General features: G+C 52.9%; 15 protein-coding genes. 8 read left to right on the forward strand and 7 right to left on the reverse strand.

Going from position 1 to position 18,354, the window contains the following annotated elements; translation table 11 throughout:
- The first annotated feature begins 245 nt into the window (after positions 1–245).
- Positions 246–1,811: a YbaY family lipoprotein gene (locus RIC05_RS07625; RefSeq protein WP_350046591.1), complete on the forward strand. Its 1,566-nt coding sequence runs from the start codon at positions 246–248 to the stop codon at positions 1,809–1,811.
- A gap of 65 nt (positions 1,812–1,876) precedes the next feature.
- Here RIC05_RS07625 and RIC05_RS07630 read toward each other — a convergent pair whose 3' ends face one another.
- Together RIC05_RS07630 and RIC05_RS07635 are read right to left on the reverse strand one after the other, a co-directional pair.
- Positions 1,877–2,383, reverse strand: coding sequence for a GNAT family N-acetyltransferase (locus RIC05_RS07630; RefSeq protein ID WP_350046592.1), 507 nt, complete (start codon positions 2,381–2,383; stop codon positions 1,877–1,879).
- Between the two features lie 24 nt (positions 2,384–2,407).
- Positions 2,408–3,541: a type III PLP-dependent enzyme gene (locus RIC05_RS07635; protein WP_350046593.1), complete on the reverse strand. Its 1,134-nt coding sequence runs from the start codon at positions 3,539–3,541 to the stop codon at positions 2,408–2,410.
- A gap of 580 nt (positions 3,542–4,121) precedes the next feature.
- Between RIC05_RS07635 and RIC05_RS07640 the strand changes: the two genes are divergently transcribed.
- The 4 genes from RIC05_RS07640 (at position 4,122) to RIC05_RS07655 (ending at position 7,309) form a co-directional block, all read left to right on the forward strand.
- Positions 4,122–5,357: an SLC13 family permease gene (locus RIC05_RS07640; protein WP_350046594.1), complete on the forward strand. Its 1,236-nt coding sequence runs from the start codon at positions 4,122–4,124 to the stop codon at positions 5,355–5,357.
- A gap of 8 nt (positions 5,358–5,365) precedes the next feature.
- Positions 5,366–5,779, forward strand: coding sequence for a DUF3830 family protein (locus RIC05_RS07645; RefSeq protein ID WP_350046595.1), 414 nt, complete (start codon positions 5,366–5,368; stop codon positions 5,777–5,779).
- Positions 5,780–5,910: 131 nt separating this feature from the next.
- Positions 5,911–6,504, forward strand: coding sequence for a DedA family protein (locus tag RIC05_RS07650; protein WP_350041787.1), 594 nt, complete (start codon positions 5,911–5,913; stop codon positions 6,502–6,504).
- Positions 6,505–6,730: 226 nt separating this feature from the next.
- A complete protein-coding gene (locus RIC05_RS07655; RefSeq protein ID WP_350046596.1) occupies positions 6,731–7,309 on the forward strand; it encodes a DedA family protein in 579 nt (192 codons plus the stop codon).
- A gap of 88 nt (positions 7,310–7,397) precedes the next feature.
- On the opposite strand, the gene RIC05_RS07660 is transcribed toward RIC05_RS07655, so the two are convergent.
- The 3 genes from RIC05_RS07660 to RIC05_RS07670 form a co-directional block, all read right to left on the reverse strand.
- Positions 7,398–9,044, reverse strand: a complete 1,647-nt coding sequence (locus RIC05_RS07660) for a U32 family peptidase (RefSeq protein ID WP_350041785.1) — start codon at positions 9,042–9,044, stop codon at positions 7,398–7,400.
- A 254-nt stretch (positions 9,045–9,298) separates the two neighbouring features.
- Positions 9,299–10,819: an alanine/glycine:cation symporter family protein gene (locus tag RIC05_RS07665; protein ID WP_350046597.1), complete on the reverse strand. Its 1,521-nt coding sequence runs from the start codon at positions 10,817–10,819 to the stop codon at positions 9,299–9,301.
- 36 nt (positions 10,820–10,855) lie between these two features.
- The gene (locus RIC05_RS07670) at positions 10,856–11,290 is read right to left on the reverse strand and encodes a universal stress protein (protein ID WP_350046598.1); all 435 of its coding nucleotides are present in this window, start codon (positions 11,288–11,290) and stop codon (positions 10,856–10,858) included.
- Positions 11,291–12,208: 918 nt separating this feature from the next.
- Here RIC05_RS07670 and RIC05_RS07675 point away from each other — a divergent pair.
- The 3 genes from RIC05_RS07675 to RIC05_RS07685 are packed head-to-tail and all read left to right on the forward strand — an operon-like array spanning position 12,209 to position 16,187.
- Positions 12,209–13,573 (forward strand): NAD(P)-dependent oxidoreductase, encoded by a 1,365-nt coding sequence (locus RIC05_RS07675; RefSeq protein ID WP_350046599.1) that lies wholly within the window; start codon positions 12,209–12,211, stop codon positions 13,571–13,573.
- 24 nt (positions 13,574–13,597) lie between these two features.
- Positions 13,598–14,875, forward strand: coding sequence for an NAD-dependent dihydropyrimidine dehydrogenase subunit PreA (preA, locus tag RIC05_RS07680; RefSeq protein WP_350046600.1), 1,278 nt, complete (start codon positions 13,598–13,600; stop codon positions 14,873–14,875).
- Positions 14,876–14,909: 34 nt separating this feature from the next.
- Positions 14,910–16,187, forward strand: coding sequence for a Zn-dependent hydrolase (locus RIC05_RS07685; RefSeq protein ID WP_350046601.1), 1,278 nt, complete (start codon positions 14,910–14,912; stop codon positions 16,185–16,187).
- Between the two features lie 126 nt (positions 16,188–16,313).
- On the opposite strand, the gene RIC05_RS07690 is transcribed toward RIC05_RS07685, so the two are convergent.
- Positions 16,314–17,165, reverse strand: a complete 852-nt coding sequence (locus RIC05_RS07690; protein WP_350046602.1) for a substrate-binding periplasmic protein — start codon at positions 17,163–17,165, stop codon at positions 16,314–16,316.
- Between the two features lie 118 nt (positions 17,166–17,283).
- Positions 17,284–17,961, reverse strand: coding sequence for a TetR/AcrR family transcriptional regulator (locus RIC05_RS07695; protein ID WP_350041777.1), 678 nt, complete (start codon positions 17,959–17,961; stop codon positions 17,284–17,286).
- Positions 17,962–18,354: the final 393 nt, after the last annotated feature.

The raw sequence follows: 18,354 nt of genomic DNA on the forward strand, positions 1-18,354 counted from the left end.
TTTTAAGGGCGGGAAGACTTTCCCGCCCGACCCCTTGGTGCATTTCCAAAACATCTTGTGATGTGATGTGGCGCAAACGACGTGATCCTGGTGGTCAAAGCCGGGCTTTGATCGGTAATTCGGGTTAAATATGGGCAAATACAGAACCTTGCCTATTTTTGGCCTTGGTTTTCGGTATGTTTGGCGGCACGATTAAGGGCGCAATATAAGCGCCACTGCCAAAATACGAGCAAACCGGGGTCAGAATGAAACCAAATTTCTTCACAAGCGTGTGGGTAAGGACGCTTTGTGCAATCGGCATGATCGGCATATTGTCCGGCTGTGCCGGCCTGCAAACCGACACGACGACGGTGACCGGGTCGGTCAGTTATCGTGAACGGATTGCCCTTTCACCCGATAGCACATTCCTTGTCGTGCGCCTGCTTGATGTTTCGCGGGCAGATGCGCCGTCCGTTGAAATTGCATCCTTGCGCCAGCCGGTCGGCAATCCACCGATGGTGTTTATCCTGCCCTATGACGCAAGCAAGATTGACCCGCGCTTTACCTATGCAATCGAAGCAACAATCGTCACGGAAAATGACGATGTCTTGTTCCGCAATGATCAGATGTATCCGGTCCTGACCCGCGATGCGCCAAGTGATGTTGACATCACGGTCCGCCCGATTACCACCGCACAATCTGACGGTGCCCGTAAAACCGATGGCAGCGATGTTTCGCGCGATGTTGCCGCGATCGAAGCCCGCCTGCCGGATATGCGGGTTATTCCCGGTCAGTATGCCGCAAGTGATCATACGGTGACCTACAAGGCCTATGTATCGCCCGATGGGGAACCGCTTCTGGTTGATGAGCATCGCGATCTTGGCAAATTTGGCACATCGGATGTGAAGCTTTATTACCGCAATGGCCAGTTGTTGCAGTTTTCTGAGAATGCCAAGCGGGTAAATTACGGCGGGGAAAATGACGACAAACCGCTTGAATACAGCCTGAAACTTGAATTCGCCCAAGGCCGCTTTGCCAGCGGCACAAAAACGGTCAATGGCGCGGCAAGTACGCCGGATGAACATGAAATCAGCGGCGCCTTATCGCAAAGCAAAGTCGCACTCAGCCGCATTGATGCGATGTTGGCACAGCTTAACACCAAGCCGATGCCGCTTGCGGGATCAAGAATATTTGTCTGTGACGATCAAAGCCGTTTTTCGGTGTCGTTTGATAATGATGCCGAACGCGCGATTGTTGAATTCCCCGGTCGTGAACCGCTTGCCCTGACCCGTATTTCCACCGGTTCTGGGTATGGATATGGCAATGAAATGTATGAACTGCGCGGCAAGGGCGAAGATGCCATCTGGCAGTCATCACTGGGCAAAACCCATTGCGCGGTTTCGGCAAGCCCGGTCAGTCTTGCCTTGGCCCCCGGTGACTTTCCGGTTGTGACGGTTAATGATCTTAAGGCAGAAGGCAACGGCATCTGGACGCAGTCTTTCGATGAAATGATGCCAGCGATCACAGCCTGTATTTCCCAGAATTCCGGTGATCTTGTGTCGGTGCTTAAAGCATGGCCGATGAACCACGGCATGGTCGGGGTGCGGACGATCAATGGCAATGGCGGGCGCTATGATTGCTTGGTGCCATCCGATGGCATGGGCACCGTCCATACCGAACTGGTCGAGGCGACCACCAATATCCTGCCCGGTGAAGAGGATGTGCGCTTTACCCCGGCAAACGGTGCTTATCCGAACGGTGAATGTTTCAGCCATAAACGGGTCGAGCAGGACGGCGTATTTGTCGGCTGGTTGTCTGAAAATACCTGCTGAAGCGAAGCTTCAGCTCACGGCTTTGAATACAACAAACCCCGCAGCATGCTGCGGGGTTTTGTTTATCAATGTGTCCGGGCACCGGTTGCGCGAAGCAACCCTTGTGACCCGCTTAGAACGTCTTCGTTGCCCAGATTGATCGCCTGGAACCGATGACGATCAAAATGACCGGGCATCAAAAGCCCGTTTGCCGGTTGGGCGTGGAAGCCAAAGCGGGCGTAATAGTCCGGATCACCAACCAGAAGAACCGAACGATGGCCGCTTGATTGTGCGGCGTTGAGTGCGGCATAGACCAGACCCGCCCCGACACCAGACCCGTTATAGGCCTTTTCAACCGCCAACGGACCCAGCAACAGGGCAGGGCCACTGTTACCGGCATTGACATTCCACAACCGAACGGTGCCGATCATGTGTTTGTCGTCAAAGGCAACAAACGCAAGACCGTCCGCCGGAAGCCGATTGCGGCGCAGGATTTCTGACGATTTCCCGAACCGCGCCTGACCCATCACGCGATCAAGCAGCTTTTCGCGTTCAATATGCGAATGCGCGCCTTCGCGATCAATAATGATCATTGGCCTGATCTTTCCCGAACGGGGTCAGATGATATAGGACGCCAGCGGCGAAAAGCCGTTGAACGCCACAGATGCGTAGGTAGTGGTATAGGCACCGGTTGATTCGATCAGAACCTCGTCCCCGATCGTCAGTGCGAGCGGCAGATCATAAGGTTTCTTTTCATATAACACGTCTGCACTGTCACAGGTCGGACCGGCCAGAACACACGGGGCAACATCGCCGCCATCATGAAGGGTCGTAATCGGATAGCGAATGGCTTCGTCCATGGTTTCGGCAAGACCACCGAATTTACCGATATCAAGGTAAACCCAACGCACGGGATCATCGGCATGTTTGCGCGAAATCAGAACGACTTCGGCTTTGATCACGCCCGCATCGCCAACCATGCCGCGGCCCGGTTCGATGATGGTTTCTGGCATGTGATTGCCAAAATGGGTGTGAAGCGCGTCAACGATTGCCGAACCATAGGCTTCGGTTTTCGGCACATCGCGCAGATAACGGGTCGGGAAGCCCCCGCCCATATTGACCATGCGAAGATTGATGCCTTTATCGGCCAGGGTACGGAAGATCATGGAAGCTTCGCCAAGGGCGGTATCCCATGCTTCAAGATTGCACTGCTGCGATCCGACATGGAACGACACGCCATAGGCATCAAGACCCATATGGTGCGCATGCTCAAGCACTTCGAGTGCCATGGATGGTGCGCACCCGAATTTGCGCGACAGCGGCCATTCGGCACCTTCGCCATCGGTCAGGATGCGGCAAAATACGCGCGATGCCGGGGCAGCGCGGGCAATTTTTTCGACTTCTTCGACGCAATCAACGGCGAACAGACGAACGCCAAGGGCATAAGCACGCGCAATGTCGCGTTCTTTTTTAATCGTATTACCAAATGAAATGCGTTCGGACGTTGCACCAGCAGCCATCGCCATTTCAATTTCGGCGACAGAAGCAGTGTCAAAGTTGCTGCCAAGATCGGCAAGCAGGCTCAGAACTTCCGGTGCCGGGTTTGCTTTGACCGCATAGAAAATGCGGCTGTCAGGCAGGGCACGGGTGAAGGTTTCGTAGTTACGCTGAACCACGTCAAGATCGACAACAAGGCACGGGCCTTCTGGTCGGTTCTGAGCAAGAAAATCAATAATACGCTGCGTTGCCATTGGGGCGTTCTCCCATTCCACTATTATGGCAGCTGCAGATACCTGATGCGTTTCGGCGCGGTGGAGGCGCATAACGCGGACTACCTGCGAACTGAATAGTTCCGGCGCCTACCGGAACTTGCGAAGTCTGCCTCGCTATGGAAGGGAGTTTCCCCGTCCGCACGTGGGCAATGATGGTGTGCCTCTTTAGTGTCGGTGGATTTGGACAACCACCTGAGACCAAAAAAGCCCTACACCGTCGTTGCTTTAAGTAAGTCCTACAGGGTTCTTGAAGTAAGACCACCACAGGCACGTGCGACTTTGGGCAAGGCGGGATTTACGCCTGTTCTAATTGCTGCGCAAGTGAAATTTTCATGCGTTTTGTCATGCTACAATCGCAGGATCATCGAAGAAGTCATGCCGCGGCGCAAAAAATGGCTCAAAAGGCCATTTTTTCGGGTTGCAAGAAGTTCAGTTACTGCATTTTGGTATGGGGCATTGCAATTTGTGCATGAATGCAAAGTCAATTGACCGGTTGAAAATGACGCTGTAGCCATGTCCAAGACCTGTGCGCTGTGCCGTGGTCATCGGGGGATTTCGCATGAACTGGCTGATCGCAGTCGTGTTTATCGGTGTTTATATCGGCATGGCGCTTGGCCGTTGGCCGGGGCTTGCGATTAACCGCACGGGCATTGCCGTGTTTGGCGCGGTGGTCCTTTTACTAAGCGGTGCGATCAGCGGTGAAGGCGCCTTGGCGGCGATTGATTTTGCCACCCTTGCTGTTTTGCTGACATTGATGGTGTTGTCCTCGCAATATGCCGCCAGCGGGTTCTTTGACTGGATCGGGCATCGGATTACGAATCTTGGCTGCGGCCCGCGTGGGTTGCTGGCCGGGGTTATTGCGGTTTGCGGTATTTTATCAGCGGTGATGACCAATGATGTGGTGGTGTGGGCGGTAACGCCGGTTTTGATTTCCGGCGTTGTTGCACGCGGGCTTGATCCCAAGCCCTTTGTCATTGCGGTTGCCTGTGCAGCCAATGCCGGATCGGCGGCAACATTGATTGGCAATCCGCAAAACCTGATGATTGCCGAATTTGGTAATCTGGGTTTTGGCAGTTTTCTGATGGTTTGCGGCGTCCCGGCGGCCATGGATCTGGTCACGGTCTATGCCCTGATCCTGCGAAGCCCGATGATGCGCGCCCAGTTGACCGGTGGCGGGGCGACGGCACTCAAGCCCCAAGACGGCATTATGGACCATCCGGTTCTTGATAAGAAAATCCTGACCAAGGCCGTCGTTGCGACGCTTGCGGTGATTGCGATCTTTATCTTTGTCGAAGACCGCGCCCTTTGGTCGCTTTTGGTGGTTGCCATCTTGCTGCTCAGCCGCCGTTTGCCAACCGATCAGGTTCTGGGTCGGGTGGATTGGCATTTGCTTGCGCTGTTTTGCGGATTGTTCATCGTGACCGGCGCGATGTCACAGGACGCGGAAATTGCCAAACTGTTTCGCGATATTCTTGTTGCCTTGCAAATTGACCATTGGGCTGTGCTGGCGGCGGTTTCGCTGGCGGGATCAAACACCATCGGCAATGTGCCGTTGGTCATGATGTTATTGTCACTTGGCCCGGACTGGAGCCAAAGCATGTTGCATGGTCTGGCCGTTTTTAGCACATTGTCGGGAAATTTCCTGATTGTCGGGTCGGTTGCCAATATCATTGCGGTTGAACAGGCGCAAAAAGCCGGAACGGTGATTTCCTTTGCCGAATATGCGCGCCTTGGCGTGCCGATTACATTGATCAGTCTGGCGCTTGCGCTGGGCTGGATGACCTTCATTTCATAGGATTACCAATGACCAAGATCAAAATCACCGCTGGCCCGTTCACCTTTGACGGTGTGCTGGAAACCCGAAAGGCCCCGGAAACCTGCAAGGCCTTTGTTGAACGCATGCCGTTTGAAAGCAAAGCCGTTCATGTCCGCTGGAGCGGCGAGGGAGTCTGGATGCCGCTGGGCGATTATCAGTTTGGCGTTGGCTATGAAAACCACACCAGCTATCCGGCACCGGGCCAGATCATTCTGTATCCCGGCGGGATCAGCGAAACCGAAATTCTGCTGGCTTATGGCGGGGTGCATTTCGCATCAAAAATGGGCCAGCTTGCCGGCAACCATTTCATTACCGTGACCAGCAATCTCGAAGACCTTGAGAAGCTTGGTAAAATGACCCTTTGGGAAGGTGCCCAGCCGATCCGTTTTGAAGTGGCGTGAAGCTTGACCAATGATCCCGGTGGCATGTCTGGTTTGCCGGTCTGCAGTCAAGATGTGATGTGGCACACTGGTCTATTGGATGGCTGTGCTTTAGAACGCGATACCCATTTATCAAGCAGGCGAGCATCGACGTGATAGAGACGATTAATCTGTGGATTCAGGATCATCAGGATCTGGTCTATATCCTGATCTTCACCTATTGCGTCAGCAAAAGCAGCATCTTGCCGGTGTTTGTCGGCATTCTGGTGGTATCGGAAAGCCTGCTTTTGGTGCCATCATTGACCGCGATGATTGCCGGTGGTTTTACCGGGGATATGTTGCGCTTTTGGTTGGGAAGGCGCTACGGCGAGACGATTGTTGCCAAAATGCCAAAATCCTTTGCAGGCTGGATGGGCAAGACCATGCGCCTGTTTGAGCATTACGGTGTCGCCTATATCCTTTTATGCCGTTATCCCAACACCATCCGCATGATTGGCATGTTGCCGGTCGGCATGAGTTCGATGTCGCTGATCCGTTTTCTGCCGCTGAGCATCGTGTCGCTTCTGCTTTGGATCGGGATTTACGTCGCCCTTGGCTACAGCCTTGGCGCGGGTATGTCAGAACTTCTTGAGCATAATCTGATGTTGCTCGGACCGGTCTTGTTGTTGGTCTTTGTCGCGGTCGGATGGTTTGGTCTGCGCCGGATTGACAAGCTTGAAGAACGGGCCTTGAAGGCCACTGAATAAGCAAAACAAAACGGCAGTCTTTAAAGGCTGCCGTTTTTAGTTGGTGCGTGGCGATGCTTATTTAGCGGCAATCGTTTTGCCGTCATATTCAAGCATTTTGCCCTGTTTCCCCTGTTCGAATGTCCGGTGTGGAAATCAAGGTGAACCGATATCTGGTCTGCGGCGTAAGTTTCGGTGACTGAACGCCATGCAATGGCCCGCATGACAGGTATGGAGATAGCTCTATATGGATGCGATTTTGTACTGGATCGAAATCAACGCAACGTTGGTTTATGTGGTTCTGTTTGGCTACTGCCTTTTAAAAAGCGGCGCGCTTCCGCTATTTGCCGGTGTGCTTGTTAGTTCCGAGGTTCTGTTGGCGCTTCCCGTGATCGGTGCGACGTTCTTGGGTGGTTACCTTGGCGATGAAATTCGGTTTGCGTTGGCACGGCGATATGGTGAGGCAATGCAGCGCCGCTGGCCGAGAACAAAGACATGGGTCGCGCGTGGAAACCGCCTGTTAGAAAAATACGGCACGGCATATATCTTTTTATATCGCTACCCCAAAGGGATGCGCACCATTGGGGCTTTGCCGTTGGGCACGGGGCACATGCGCTGGCGCGTCTTTACGTGGCTGAACGCAGCCTCTGCTGCTTTGTGGTGTGCTGTTTTGGTTGGGCTTGGATATGTCTTTGGCAACGTGATCATTGATGCGGTCGAGGACGGGTTTGGTTTTGTCTCGGTCGGGCTGTTGATCGTTTTCGTTGCAATGGGATGGTTTGCGCTGCGCCGAATGGAACGTTTGGATGCTGCGACCAGTCAGTAGCGAGACCTGAGCCCAGAGACGTCCGAATGTAAAAAACGGCAGCCTTTAAAAGGCTGCCGTTTTTAATTGGTGCTTAGGGGCAGGATGCTTATTCAGCGGCAATCGTTTTGCCGTCATGTTCTAGCATCTCGCCCTGTTTGCGTTTGGCAAGGATTTCACGTGCCTTGGCATAGCTTTCATCGTGCCAGAAGATCAGGCACCCGTTACAACCCCGGCCACAGCACCCTTTGGTGCCAACGCGCGGGGTTCTGAACGTGCGTTCTTTTTGGCGGTCATCAAGGGCGGTCTGAAGCGCTTCGCGTTTCGCGTCATAGCGTTCTTCATTGCCTTTGCCCATTTCGATCTTGTGGCCTTCCTGATCAAGTTTCAGGCGCTGCCATTCGTCTTCGGAAAGGGCTTTTTCTTTTCGCACGATGGTCATAGGCGGGAAGGCGTTGCGCAGATATTCCGGGTCTTCCTGTTCAAACAGGGAGAACGGAACGCGGATGCGCGGATGGGTGTTGGCATGAACTGCTTCGCCGACTTTGCCGGTTTTGGCATCGATGAATTCATACATGCGGATGAAAACGGTCTGGCGCGAACGCGGCGGGACAAATTCGATAACGTCGCCCGGCAACATGCGGTTTTTGACCGACATGATAAAGGCGTCGTCTTCGACTTCCAAAATCATCCCTGCAAATTCCCAATCCGACACATTGTTATTGGTGTCATAGCCATGGGCATAATTGGTCAGGCGGCCTTCGTGGAAGGCAAGGGTATAGCCCCGGTTCGGAATGGTCGAAAGTTCCTTCATATAGGTCTCGGCCGACCAGTTTTCCGGATCTTCGTACCAGTCATCAATCGCCATGCGATAGGCACGTGCCACCAAGCCTGCGTAATACGGGCTTTTGCCACGGCCTTCGACCTTAAGGCTATCAACGCCGATTTTCAGGTAATCTTCAAGTTTCGGCATGATGCAAAGATCACGGGAATTGAGGATATAGGAGCCGCGCTCGTCTTCCTGAATTTCCATCAATTCGCCCGGACGCATTTCTTCTTCAAGGAAGAAGTCAAACATCTCAAGGTTTTCTTCGGTCAGTTTGAGTTCCTTGACCGTGCCGTCCTTAAGCTTCATGTGGACTTTGTATTTCCAGCGGCATGAATTGGCACATGCGCCCTGGTTCGCCCCACGTTCGGCCATGAAGTTCGACAAAAGACACCGACCCGAATAGGTCATGCACATCGAACCATGCACGAATGCTTCGATCTTGATATCCATACATTTCGCACGGATTTCGGTCAGTTCCTCGTAAGAAACTTCGCGTCCAAGAACGACGAGCTTGGCGCCGATGCTTTGCCAGAATTTGACGGACTGCCAGGAACAGACGTTTGCCTGTGTCGATACATGCAAATCAAGTTCCGGTGCATGTTCGCGGACAAACATGAACACGCCGGGATCGGCAACGATCAAGCCATCCGGGCGGACTTTGCGCACGGTATCGACATATTCCGGAAGCTTGTCGATGTCCTTGTTGTGCGAAAACAGGTTCAGCGTCAGATAAACGCGAACACCATGTTCGTGGGCAAATTCGATGCCTTCGACAACATCTTGCAACGACATCTGACTTTTAACCCGAAGCGACAAGTCTGGCGTGCCCATATAAACAGCATCAGCGCCATACAGCACAGCGACTTTCAGTTTTTCGAGCGAGCCTGCGGGCATCAGCAATTCGGAACGGCGCGATTGATTACTCATCACTTGCGGGTCTTTTCTATTGGTCGTCTGCGAAAAATCTCTCATGCCCAAGTCATATGGGCTGGCGCGCTTCATATCATGAGACGCCTTTATTGCCGATTAAAATCGCATATTTCCCCCAACTTGCATAGGGACCCGCATGATCAGCAGCCATGTCATCGGTGCAAGGCACCGTGTGGACACGGATATCAAACGTAAAACACCCCCACAGAATATGCAGGGGTGTTTCAAATGATGATCGATTTCAGTTCGGTCTATTTGACCTTTTTAATCTCGCCCCTTTCGATTTTGGCCCAGTATTGTTTGGCCTCACCACGTACGACCGGCATCAGTAAATACAGGCCGATGATGTTGGGGATCGCCATGGCAAAGATCATGGAATCCGAGAAATCAATCACCGGACCCAGGCTCATGGATGCCCCGACGATGACGCACAGGCAGAAGAACAGTTTGAAAATGATCTCCTTGCCTTTGCCTTCACCCACCAGATAGGTCCAGCCTTTCAGCCCGTAATAGGACCATGACAGCATGGTCGAAAATGCAAATAGAACCACGGCCAATGCAAGGATCAAGGGGAACCACGTAAAGGCCGATGCGAAGGCAGCCGAGGTCAGCTCAACACCGGTCAGACCGGAATTCAATTCACCACTGATGGTGATCACAAGGGCGGTCATGGTGCAGATCACCACCGTATCAATGAACGGTTCCAGAAGGGCGACATAGCCCTCGGTGATTGGTTCTTTGGTCCGGACAGCCGCATGGGCAATTGCGGCCGAACCAATACCGGCTTCGTTGGAGAACGCTGCACGTTTAAAGCCCTGGATCAGCGCACCAACCACACCACCGGCAACACCCGCACCGGTAAAGGCGCCGACAAAGATTTGAGCAAAGGCATCGCCGACCATCGAGATATTGCTGATGATAATGATCAGCCCGGCGGTAACATAAATGATCGCCATCAAAGGCACGATTTTTTCGGTCACTTTGGCGATGGATTTGATCCCGCCAATGATCACGACACCGACAATGATCGCCATGACAAGACCAAACAGCCAACCCGATCCGGCCAAAAAGCTGTTTTCACCACCGGTGACATTGACGACCTGCTGGAAGGCCTGATTGGCCTGGAACATATTGCCTCCGCCAACAGCACCCCCGATGCAGCATATCGAAAACAGAATGGCCAATACCTTGCCCAGTCCCGGTTTACCCTGTTCGGCCAGCCCCTTGGACAGGTAATACATCGGACCACCCGATACCCGGCCATCTTCATATTCGTTGCGGTATTTAACGCCGAGCGTACATTCGGTGAATTTCGATGCCATGCCAAGCAAACCGGCAAGGATCATCCAGAATGTCGCGCCGGCCCCCCCGATGGAAACCGCCACGGCCACACCGGCAATATTGCCAAGCCCGACCGTGCCTGAAAGGGCGGTGGCAAGGGCCTGAAAGTGCGAAACCTCCCCGGCATCTTCGGGGTGGGAATAATCGCCTTTGACCAGTGAAATGGCGTGGCCGAATTTGCGGAATTGCACAAATCCGAAATACAGGGTGAAAATGGTCGCAGCAACCACCAACCAACCGACAATCAGCGGAAAGGCGGTGCCAGCCACCGGGATTGAATAGAATATTGTCCCGGCGATAACGTTGGAAATGGGGGCGATGGCTTGGTTGATTTTTTCGTCGAAACTGGCTTCCTGCGCGGTGGCGACATGCGGCAGAATGGCCGACATCACTGCAACGGCGCTGGCCATTGCTGTCTTTTTCCAGAACATGAAGTTTCTCCGGTTTATCGGTTTATGGTGATTACCTTACGGAACGACCGTGACCGGAACAGGCGATGCCTGAACCAGTGTCAGGGGCAAGCTGCCCAGCAACCGCGCACCCAAGGCGGAGCCGCCCTTACGGCCAAGAATGATCTGCGATGCCTTTTTTTCTATGGCTATCGAGCAGATCAACTCGCCGGAATGGCCGTAACGGACCTCCGAAGTAACCGGAACTTTGAGTTTAGCGAGAGCCTCCAACGCAGGCTTGAGGGTTTCCTCTGCCCGCGATAATTCTTCTGTGCGTCTTTGATGTCGTTCTTCCAGTTCCTTTGTTGAAAGGAAGCTGTAAGGGGACCATTCGAGAACGAAAACCAGATGAACGGCACAGCCCACGGCTGCTGCGCGTTGACCGGCAAATTCTGCGGCACGCTGTGCTGCATCAGTTCCGTCATAGCCCACGAGTATCGGCTGATCTGTCATGTGCTTCTCCTGATCAGAGACTGGGTTGTCAGGTGATTCTCCCACGGCACGTGATGCAATGATTTCACTTGCACCTGATCGCGATGGTCAATGACGGCGGTACGACGGTTTCCCCGATATGCATTCCCCGCCGCCAGTTGAGGCGACACAGATAAAGGATACATAAAAATGAAATATTTTCGCTAAAAAGTTGAATATAGTAGATTTCACTTATCTGTTTGATAGGTGTTTTTCGCCGCGAAACAACATAAATCCCGCTGAAAGACATGTCTGTATTGGGAAAAATTTTGTGATTACATCGAAAAAAAGTACATGCAACCGGCTGTGTTGCCTTCTTGCCCGGTTGGATTGATCGGCATTTCATGAGGACTGGTTAATCAATGGGCACTGTCTGGCGGGTTGCATCATTTGCCTATATTCAAATCAGGCTGATCGATCAAAACAGATCATTATTTTGTGAAAAATACCCTCAGCCTGGGGAATTATGGGTCCAATGACGATAAGGGAACACCTTTTTCAAGGGCCGTTTTCTGCGGTTTTCAGAACGAAATTCCAAGAAATACGATTTTCGGTTCAGCGGTGAATTTTTAATCTTGACCAAATGATCAGGATTGGACATGCTGTTTACGTCAGAGAGAGGCATCTGCACGTGTAATCAACCGGGGATAACCCCGAAACTATAAATGCACGGCAGATTAAATACTGGGAACCGGCATAAGCCGGACGGATACGCCAAGAATGTCGATACGAGAAGACCCAAGGTTGGTCGGGCCCGCGCCCGTCCACGTAACGCCATAAATCCATTCTGATCCCGCCGTGGGGTCAAATGCAGGCCGTTGGTCGATCCGTATTTGCATTCTTGTTTTGTCTCTCGATGACGTCAGGAGAGGACGCCTTTTTGGCAGGGAGACAAAACACATGACCAACTTGCAGGCCAAGCAAGCTCAGAAGTCCGGTGCCGCCCATGGTGCTATCGGCCATAATGACGCAGATGACGGGTTTTCCGATCTGCACCCGGCTTATTCCACGCTACAGGCAATGGCAGAAAGCAATCGTTGCCTGTATTGCTATGATGCGCCGTGCGTTACCGCATGCCCGACATCCATCGATATTCCAGGCTTCATCCGCAAGATCAGCACAAGCAACCCGGATGGCGCGGCAAAAACCATTTTGTCGGCCAACATCATGGGCGGCACCTGTGCCCGTGCATGCCCGACCGAAGTGTTGTGCGAACAGGCCTGTGTGCGCAATGTCGCCGAAGATACCGCCGTTGAAATCGGCAGCCTGCAGCGTTTCGCCGTTGACCATCTGATGGCGCGCGATCTGCCCCATCCGTTCAAACGTGCAGCCGAAACCGGCAAAAGCATTGCCGTGATCGGTGCCGGGCCTGCCGGATTATCGTGCGCGCACCGTGCGGCGATGCTTGGTCACAATGTGACGGTGTTTGAAGCCAAGGCAAAGCCGGGCGGTTTAAACGAATATGGTTTGGCCGCCTATAAGATGACCAATGATTTCGCCCAGCGCGAGGTTGAATTCCTGTTGGGAATTGGCGGTATTCGCATCGAATATAACAAAGCCCTTGGCAAAGACATCTCCATCGCGGCCTTGCAGGATTCCTATGATGCGGTGTTTGTTGGTGTCGGTCTTGGATCGACCAATAATCTTGGCCTTAAAGGCGAAGAATTCCCCGGTGTTGATGACGCGATCAAATTCATCGAACAACTGCGTCAGACCGAACCGAAATCCGACATGCCGGTGGGCAATAACGTGATCGTCATTGGTGGTGGCAATACCGCAATTGATGCCGCGGTTCAGGCCAAACGTCTGGGGGCAGAAGAAGTCACCCTTGTCTATCGTCGTGGTGCGGAAAACATGTCCGCGACCGAGTTCGAACAGGATCTGGCCAAAACCAATGGTGTTGTTGTGCGCTATTGGGCCAAGCCGGTTGCGATCAAGGCCAATGGCAAGCTGATGGGTATGGAGTTCGAAAAAACCGAACTTGATGCCAGTGGCAAACTGGTTGGAACGGGTGAGACCTTTGAAGTGCGTGCCGATCAGATTTTGAAGGCCATCGGACAAAAAATCAAAACCGATGACCTTGCCGGGATGGAGATCACCGGCGGCAAAATCGTTGTCGATAAAACCTATCAAACGACTGCGGCCGGTGTGTTTGCCGGTGGTGACTGCATCAAAAGTGGTGAAGATTTGACCGTGCAATCGGTTGAAGACGGCAAACAGGCCGCCATCGCCATTGATGCGTTCCTTAAATCCACCAGCGCCTGAGCACCAGTCAGAGGGAGAGAGAAAATGGCTGATCTAAGCTGCAAAATTGCCGGGATCGATTCACTAAACCCGTTCTGGCTGGCATCCGCACCGCCGACGGACAAAAAATACAACGTCGTGCGTGCCTTTGAGGCAGGCTGGGGCGGGGTTGTCTGGAAAACCCTTGGCATTGATCCGCCCGTGATCAACGTGTCCTCGCGCTATGGCGCGCACCATGATCAGAATCGCCGTCTTTTGGGCATCAACAATATCGAACTGATTTCTGATCGGCCATTGGCGGTCAATCTTCAGGAAATCCGCGAATGCCGAAAAGAATATCCTGATCACGTCATCATCGGATCAATGATGGCCCCGATCGAAGAAAAAATCTGGAAAGATCTTGCCCAGCAGATCGCCGAAAGCGGTGTGCACGGGATCGAGCTTAACCTTGGCTGCCCGCACGGCATGTGCGAACGCGGCATGGGATCGGCCATCGGGCAGGTCCCGGAAATGGTCGAACAGGTCACCCGCTGGGTCAAGGAAGCGGTCGATATTCCGGTCTTTACCAAACTGACGCCAAACATCACCAACATCCTGTGGTCGGCCGAGGCCGCCTATAAGGGCGGGGCGGATGCGGTGTCATTGATTAACACCGTTAACTCGATCATTTCGGTTGATATCGACAACATGATCCCCGAACCGGTTGTCGATGGCAAAGGCACACATGGCGGGTATTGCGGATCGGCGGTTAAACCGATTGCCCTGAACATGGTGGCTGAAATCGCCCGCACGCCAGAAACCCGGAACCTTGATATTTCCGGCATTGGTGGCATCACCACGTGGAAAGACGCGGTCGAGTTCATGGCGCTGGGATCAAATGCGGTTCAGGTTTGTACCGCTGCGATGATCTATGGTTTCCGCGTGGTGGACGATCTGATCGATGGCATGAGCCAGTGGATGGATGACAAAGGCTATACCAGTGTCGATCAATTCACCCGTGCGGCTGTTCCACAGGTTGCTGACTGGAACGAGCTGAACATGAATTACGATACCAAGGCAGTGATCAACCCTGATAACTGCATTGAGTGCGGCCGTTGCCATATCGCCTGCGAAGATACATCCCATCAGGCCATCACCATGACCAACAAGCCCGAAGGCGGGCGTGTGTTTGAAGTGGTCGATGAGGAATGCGTTGGCTGTAACCTTTGCTATCACATTTGCCCGGTGCCTGATTGTATCACCATGGAGCCGGTCAAAACCGACAAGCCACCCATGACATGGCCGGAACATCCGCTCAATCCGATGAGTCAGGCTGCAGAATAAGCCATCAGCGCCACCAAGGAAGAAGGACGAATTTATGACTGTTCAACCCAGTGTACGTAATCTGTCGATTGACGGGGATCGCCTTTGGGATAGCCTGATGGAAATGGCCAAAATCGGTAAAACGCCAAAGGACGGCGTTTGCCGTTTGGCCCTGACCGATCTTGACCGTGAAAGCCGCGATCTGTTCATCAAATGGTGCGAGGCCGAAGGCTGTTCGATCCGCATTGACAAGATGGGCAATATCTTTGCCCGTCGCGAAGGCAAGAACCCCGATCTGCCGCCAATTGTTATCGGTAGCCACCTTGATAGCCAGCCAACCGGCGGTAAATATGATGGTGTATATGGCGTATTGTCCGGGCTTGAAGTGATCCGAACTCTGAATGAAGCCAAATACGACACCGAAGCCCCGATTGAGGTGGTGTCATGGACCAATGAAGAAGGATCACGCTTTGCCCCGGCAATGGTGTCATCTGGCGTTTTTGCCAAGGTCTTTGACCTGGAATACGGTCATGGACGCGCCGATATTGACGGCAAAACCATGGGCGAAGAACTGAAGCGCATTGGCTATATGGGCCCGGATGAGCCAACCATTGATGCCCATCCGATGGGGGCCTATTTCGAAGCCCATATCGAACAGGGCCCGATCCTTGAAGACGAAGGCAAGGACGTTGGTATTGTCACCGATGCCCAGGGACAGCGGTGGTATGAAATCAAATTCACCGGTGTCGAAGCCCATGCCGGACCGACCCCGATGAAAACCCGCAAGGATGCGCTGCTTGGTGCCGCACGTGTTGTCGATCTGGTCAACAAGATTGGTCTGGATCGATCCCCCTTGGCCTGTGCCACGGTGGGCATGATGCAAATCCATCCCAATTCACGCAACGTGATCCCCGGCGAAGTATTCTTCACGGTCGATTTCCGTCATCCTGATGATGCGGTTCTGGCCGATATGGACAAGGCGTTGCGCGAAGGTGTGGAAAAAATTGCCAGCGATATCGGCCTTGAAACCGAGTTCGAGCAAATTTTCTACTACGCCCCGGTTCCGTTTGATGCGTCTTGCGTCGATGCGGTGCGTAAGGGGGCCGAACTTGGCGGGTTCTCGTCACGTGAAATCGTATCGGGTGCCGGTCATGATGCCTGTTATCTGGCGCAAGTTTGCCCAACTGCCATGATCTTTATCCCGTGTGTCGACGGCATTTCGCACAACGAAATCGAAGAAGTTCACAAACACTGGTCCGATGCCGGTGGCCAGGTTCTTCTAAGTGCTGTTTTGGCCAAGGCCGATGAAACGGTGATGGCAAAGTCCGATTGATCGCAGCTAAATGGACCTCCCGTGGCTGACCATGCAGCCACCCAGGGCGGGGCGGGTTTAACCCGCCCCGCTTTTCATTATCCGGCTGGTGGGCGCGGGGGTGTGGGGGCTTCTTCTGGGGCTAGGTCAACTGCCGCTGTCTGTGGAAGCGCTCAGATGGCTTTCGGTCCATCTTTGCAGCGTGCCATCTTCATCAAGTGTTTCGATCAGAATATTGATGTTTTCGACATGGCGGGCACAGGGGCTGTTGCGCGAAAACAGAAAACGGACTTCGTTTCGGACAATCGGTGGTTCGACCGGTTTGATTTCATTTGCCAGTTTGTCGCGGGAAATATTGGCCATGCCGTCATATCGGCCCAGCATGACATAGTCGGCCCGCCCGCTAAGCAGCACATTGAAAATGCGGTCGCCGGTCGGTGAAAACATCATATCCAGACGGTGTTCGGCATATTTGTCGATGTAATCGCCGTAGCTTCCACCTTGCGGACGGGCACCGCGATAGCCGATCAGGTCATGCATTCCGGTGACTTCAAACTGATTTTCGCGATGCTGGAAAACCATGACATCGTCGGAGATGTAGGGTTCGCTATAGGTGTAAATCCTGTCGCGCTCGGCGGTGAAATACGCACCTGAAATGACGTCAATTTCGCCCTTATCGAGCATCTGGATCGACCGGGACCAGGGAATGTCCAAAAGCAGATCAAGCCGGATGCCGTGATCCATGCTGTATTGTTTCAGGATATCAATCGCAACGCCGCCTTGCCGACCTTCCGGATCAATGTAGGAAATCGGCTCCCAACCACTGGCACCACCGACAGACATGGCACGACAGCCGGTGTTGGCCGTTGTGTTTTCAGTCAATTGGATAACAGGGGACTCTGCGCGTGCCGTGGGGGCAAGCGCGGCAATCAGGCCGCCAGAGATTAAAACAGCAAAACACATTCCGGCGGCGCACTTGGAAAAGGTCGGGCGCGCCATTCTGGACCTCGGACAATAGAAGCTAAGGCTGCCATTAAAGATTTGTCCGTGCGCATGATTGCACAACTATCCGGAAGTGGTGGGTGTGCTATCTTTTAGAAAAGGTTTGGTTGGTTTTTCAGCTAAGCCCAACGCCTTTAAGGATAATTCTAACGACGTTTTCTTTTGCCTCGGCGAATTGTTCTTCGCTTAGTGGCTGGTCATCGTTGAAGATTTCAATCTGACGTCCGAAATCGGCGTAATGCTGGGTGGTGGCAAAGATCATATACATCAATGAATAGGGTTCGATGTCATCCATCTTGCCTTCGGCAATCCAGCCCTTGATCACGACAACGCGGCTATCAAGCCAGTTCTTGACTGTGGTCGAGATATAATCAGATGAAAACTTTGCACCACGGATGATTTCATGGGCCCAAAGACGCGATCCATAGGGCCGGGCACGCGATAAATCCATCTTGGCTTCGATATATCCGCGCAGGATGACGGCCGGGTCGGCACTGTTATCAAACGTCATGGCAGCCTGGAGCCAGTGATCACAGACATCTTCCATGATCCGGCGATAGATCACTTCCTTGGTGCTGAAATAATAATGCACATTGGCCTTCGGAACTTTGGCCATTTCGGCGATGCGGGCGGTGGTCGCACCCTTGAAGCCATAATCGGCAAAAACCTGTTCGGCAGCGGCAAGAATTTGCTCTTCGTTTTCTTGACGAATTGCAGCCTTATGCGCGCCGTTTACTGCGGGTTTTACGCCAGGTTGATGGTCCTGTTTAGCGCCGGTTTTAAATGAGGTCATCCATGCTCTCTGATTTGCGTCATTTATCTTGACCGTTTGGTCAGGTTAAAATAACCTCTACCGTAAATATGCAAAAGAAACTTTTTTATGCGCGTCGTTCTTGATCAAGGTCAAGAGTCGGTTTTGTCCGAAATATCGAACAGCACCGATGAAAGATAAACAGAAAATAGACGCCGTAAACAAAAAACAGGGTCGCTGAAATGGTGTTTGACGGTCGAATATTCGAAACAATTCTCCGGTCGTGTTAAAGCTCTAGTGCATGGGCGTGTCTCATGCTAACGATTTTTGCCTGCCTGCTTGGCAGGCCGTCTCAGACAGTGAATGTGCGACATATTGGTCACCACGCCAAATCGAACATTTAAGGTCGGGACAAAATATCAGATATCGGACGTC

Source organism: Thalassospira sp. (assembly GCF_040218635.1).
Taxonomy (GTDB): domain Bacteria; phylum Pseudomonadota; class Alphaproteobacteria; order Rhodospirillales; family Thalassospiraceae; genus Thalassospira.

What these genes read in the sequence shown, in the direction of transcription:
- RIC05_RS07625 (WP_350046591.1), top strand. Translation starts at nt 246, where the DNA reads ATGAAACCAAATTTCTTCACAAGCGTGTGGGTAAGGACGCTTTGTGCA.
- RIC05_RS07630 (WP_350046592.1), bottom strand. Translation starts at nt 2,383, where the DNA reads ATGATCATTATTGATCGCGAAGGCGCGCATTCGCATATTGAACGCGAA.
- RIC05_RS07635 (WP_350046593.1), bottom strand. Translation starts at nt 3,541, where the DNA reads ATGGCAACGCAGCGTATTATTGATTTTCTTGCTCAGAACCGACCAGAA.
- RIC05_RS07640 (WP_350046594.1), top strand. Translation starts at nt 4,122, where the DNA reads ATGAACTGGCTGATCGCAGTCGTGTTTATCGGTGTTTATATCGGCATG.
- RIC05_RS07645 (WP_350046595.1), top strand. Translation starts at nt 5,366, where the DNA reads ATGACCAAGATCAAAATCACCGCTGGCCCGTTCACCTTTGACGGTGTG.
- RIC05_RS07655 (WP_350046596.1), top strand. Translation starts at nt 6,731, where the DNA reads ATGGATGCGATTTTGTACTGGATCGAAATCAACGCAACGTTGGTTTAT.
- RIC05_RS07660 (WP_350041785.1), bottom strand. Translation starts at nt 9,044, where the DNA reads ATGAGTAATCAATCGCGCCGTTCCGAATTGCTGATGCCCGCAGGCTCG.
- RIC05_RS07665 (WP_350046597.1), bottom strand. Translation starts at nt 10,819, where the DNA reads ATGTTCTGGAAAAAGACAGCAATGGCCAGCGCCGTTGCAGTGATGTCG.
- RIC05_RS07670 (WP_350046598.1), bottom strand. Translation starts at nt 11,290, where the DNA reads ATGACAGATCAGCCGATACTCGTGGGCTATGACGGAACTGATGCAGCA.
- RIC05_RS07675 (WP_350046599.1), top strand. Translation starts at nt 12,209, where the DNA reads ATGACCAACTTGCAGGCCAAGCAAGCTCAGAAGTCCGGTGCCGCCCAT.
- preA (WP_350046600.1), top strand. Translation starts at nt 13,598, where the DNA reads ATGGCTGATCTAAGCTGCAAAATTGCCGGGATCGATTCACTAAACCCG.
- RIC05_RS07685 (WP_350046601.1), top strand. Translation starts at nt 14,910, where the DNA reads ATGACTGTTCAACCCAGTGTACGTAATCTGTCGATTGACGGGGATCGC.
- RIC05_RS07690 (WP_350046602.1), bottom strand. Translation starts at nt 17,165, where the DNA reads ATGGCGCGCCCGACCTTTTCCAAGTGCGCCGCCGGAATGTGTTTTGCT.
- RIC05_RS07695 (WP_350041777.1), bottom strand. Translation starts at nt 17,961, where the DNA reads ATGACCTCATTTAAAACCGGCGCTAAACAGGACCATCAACCTGGCGTA.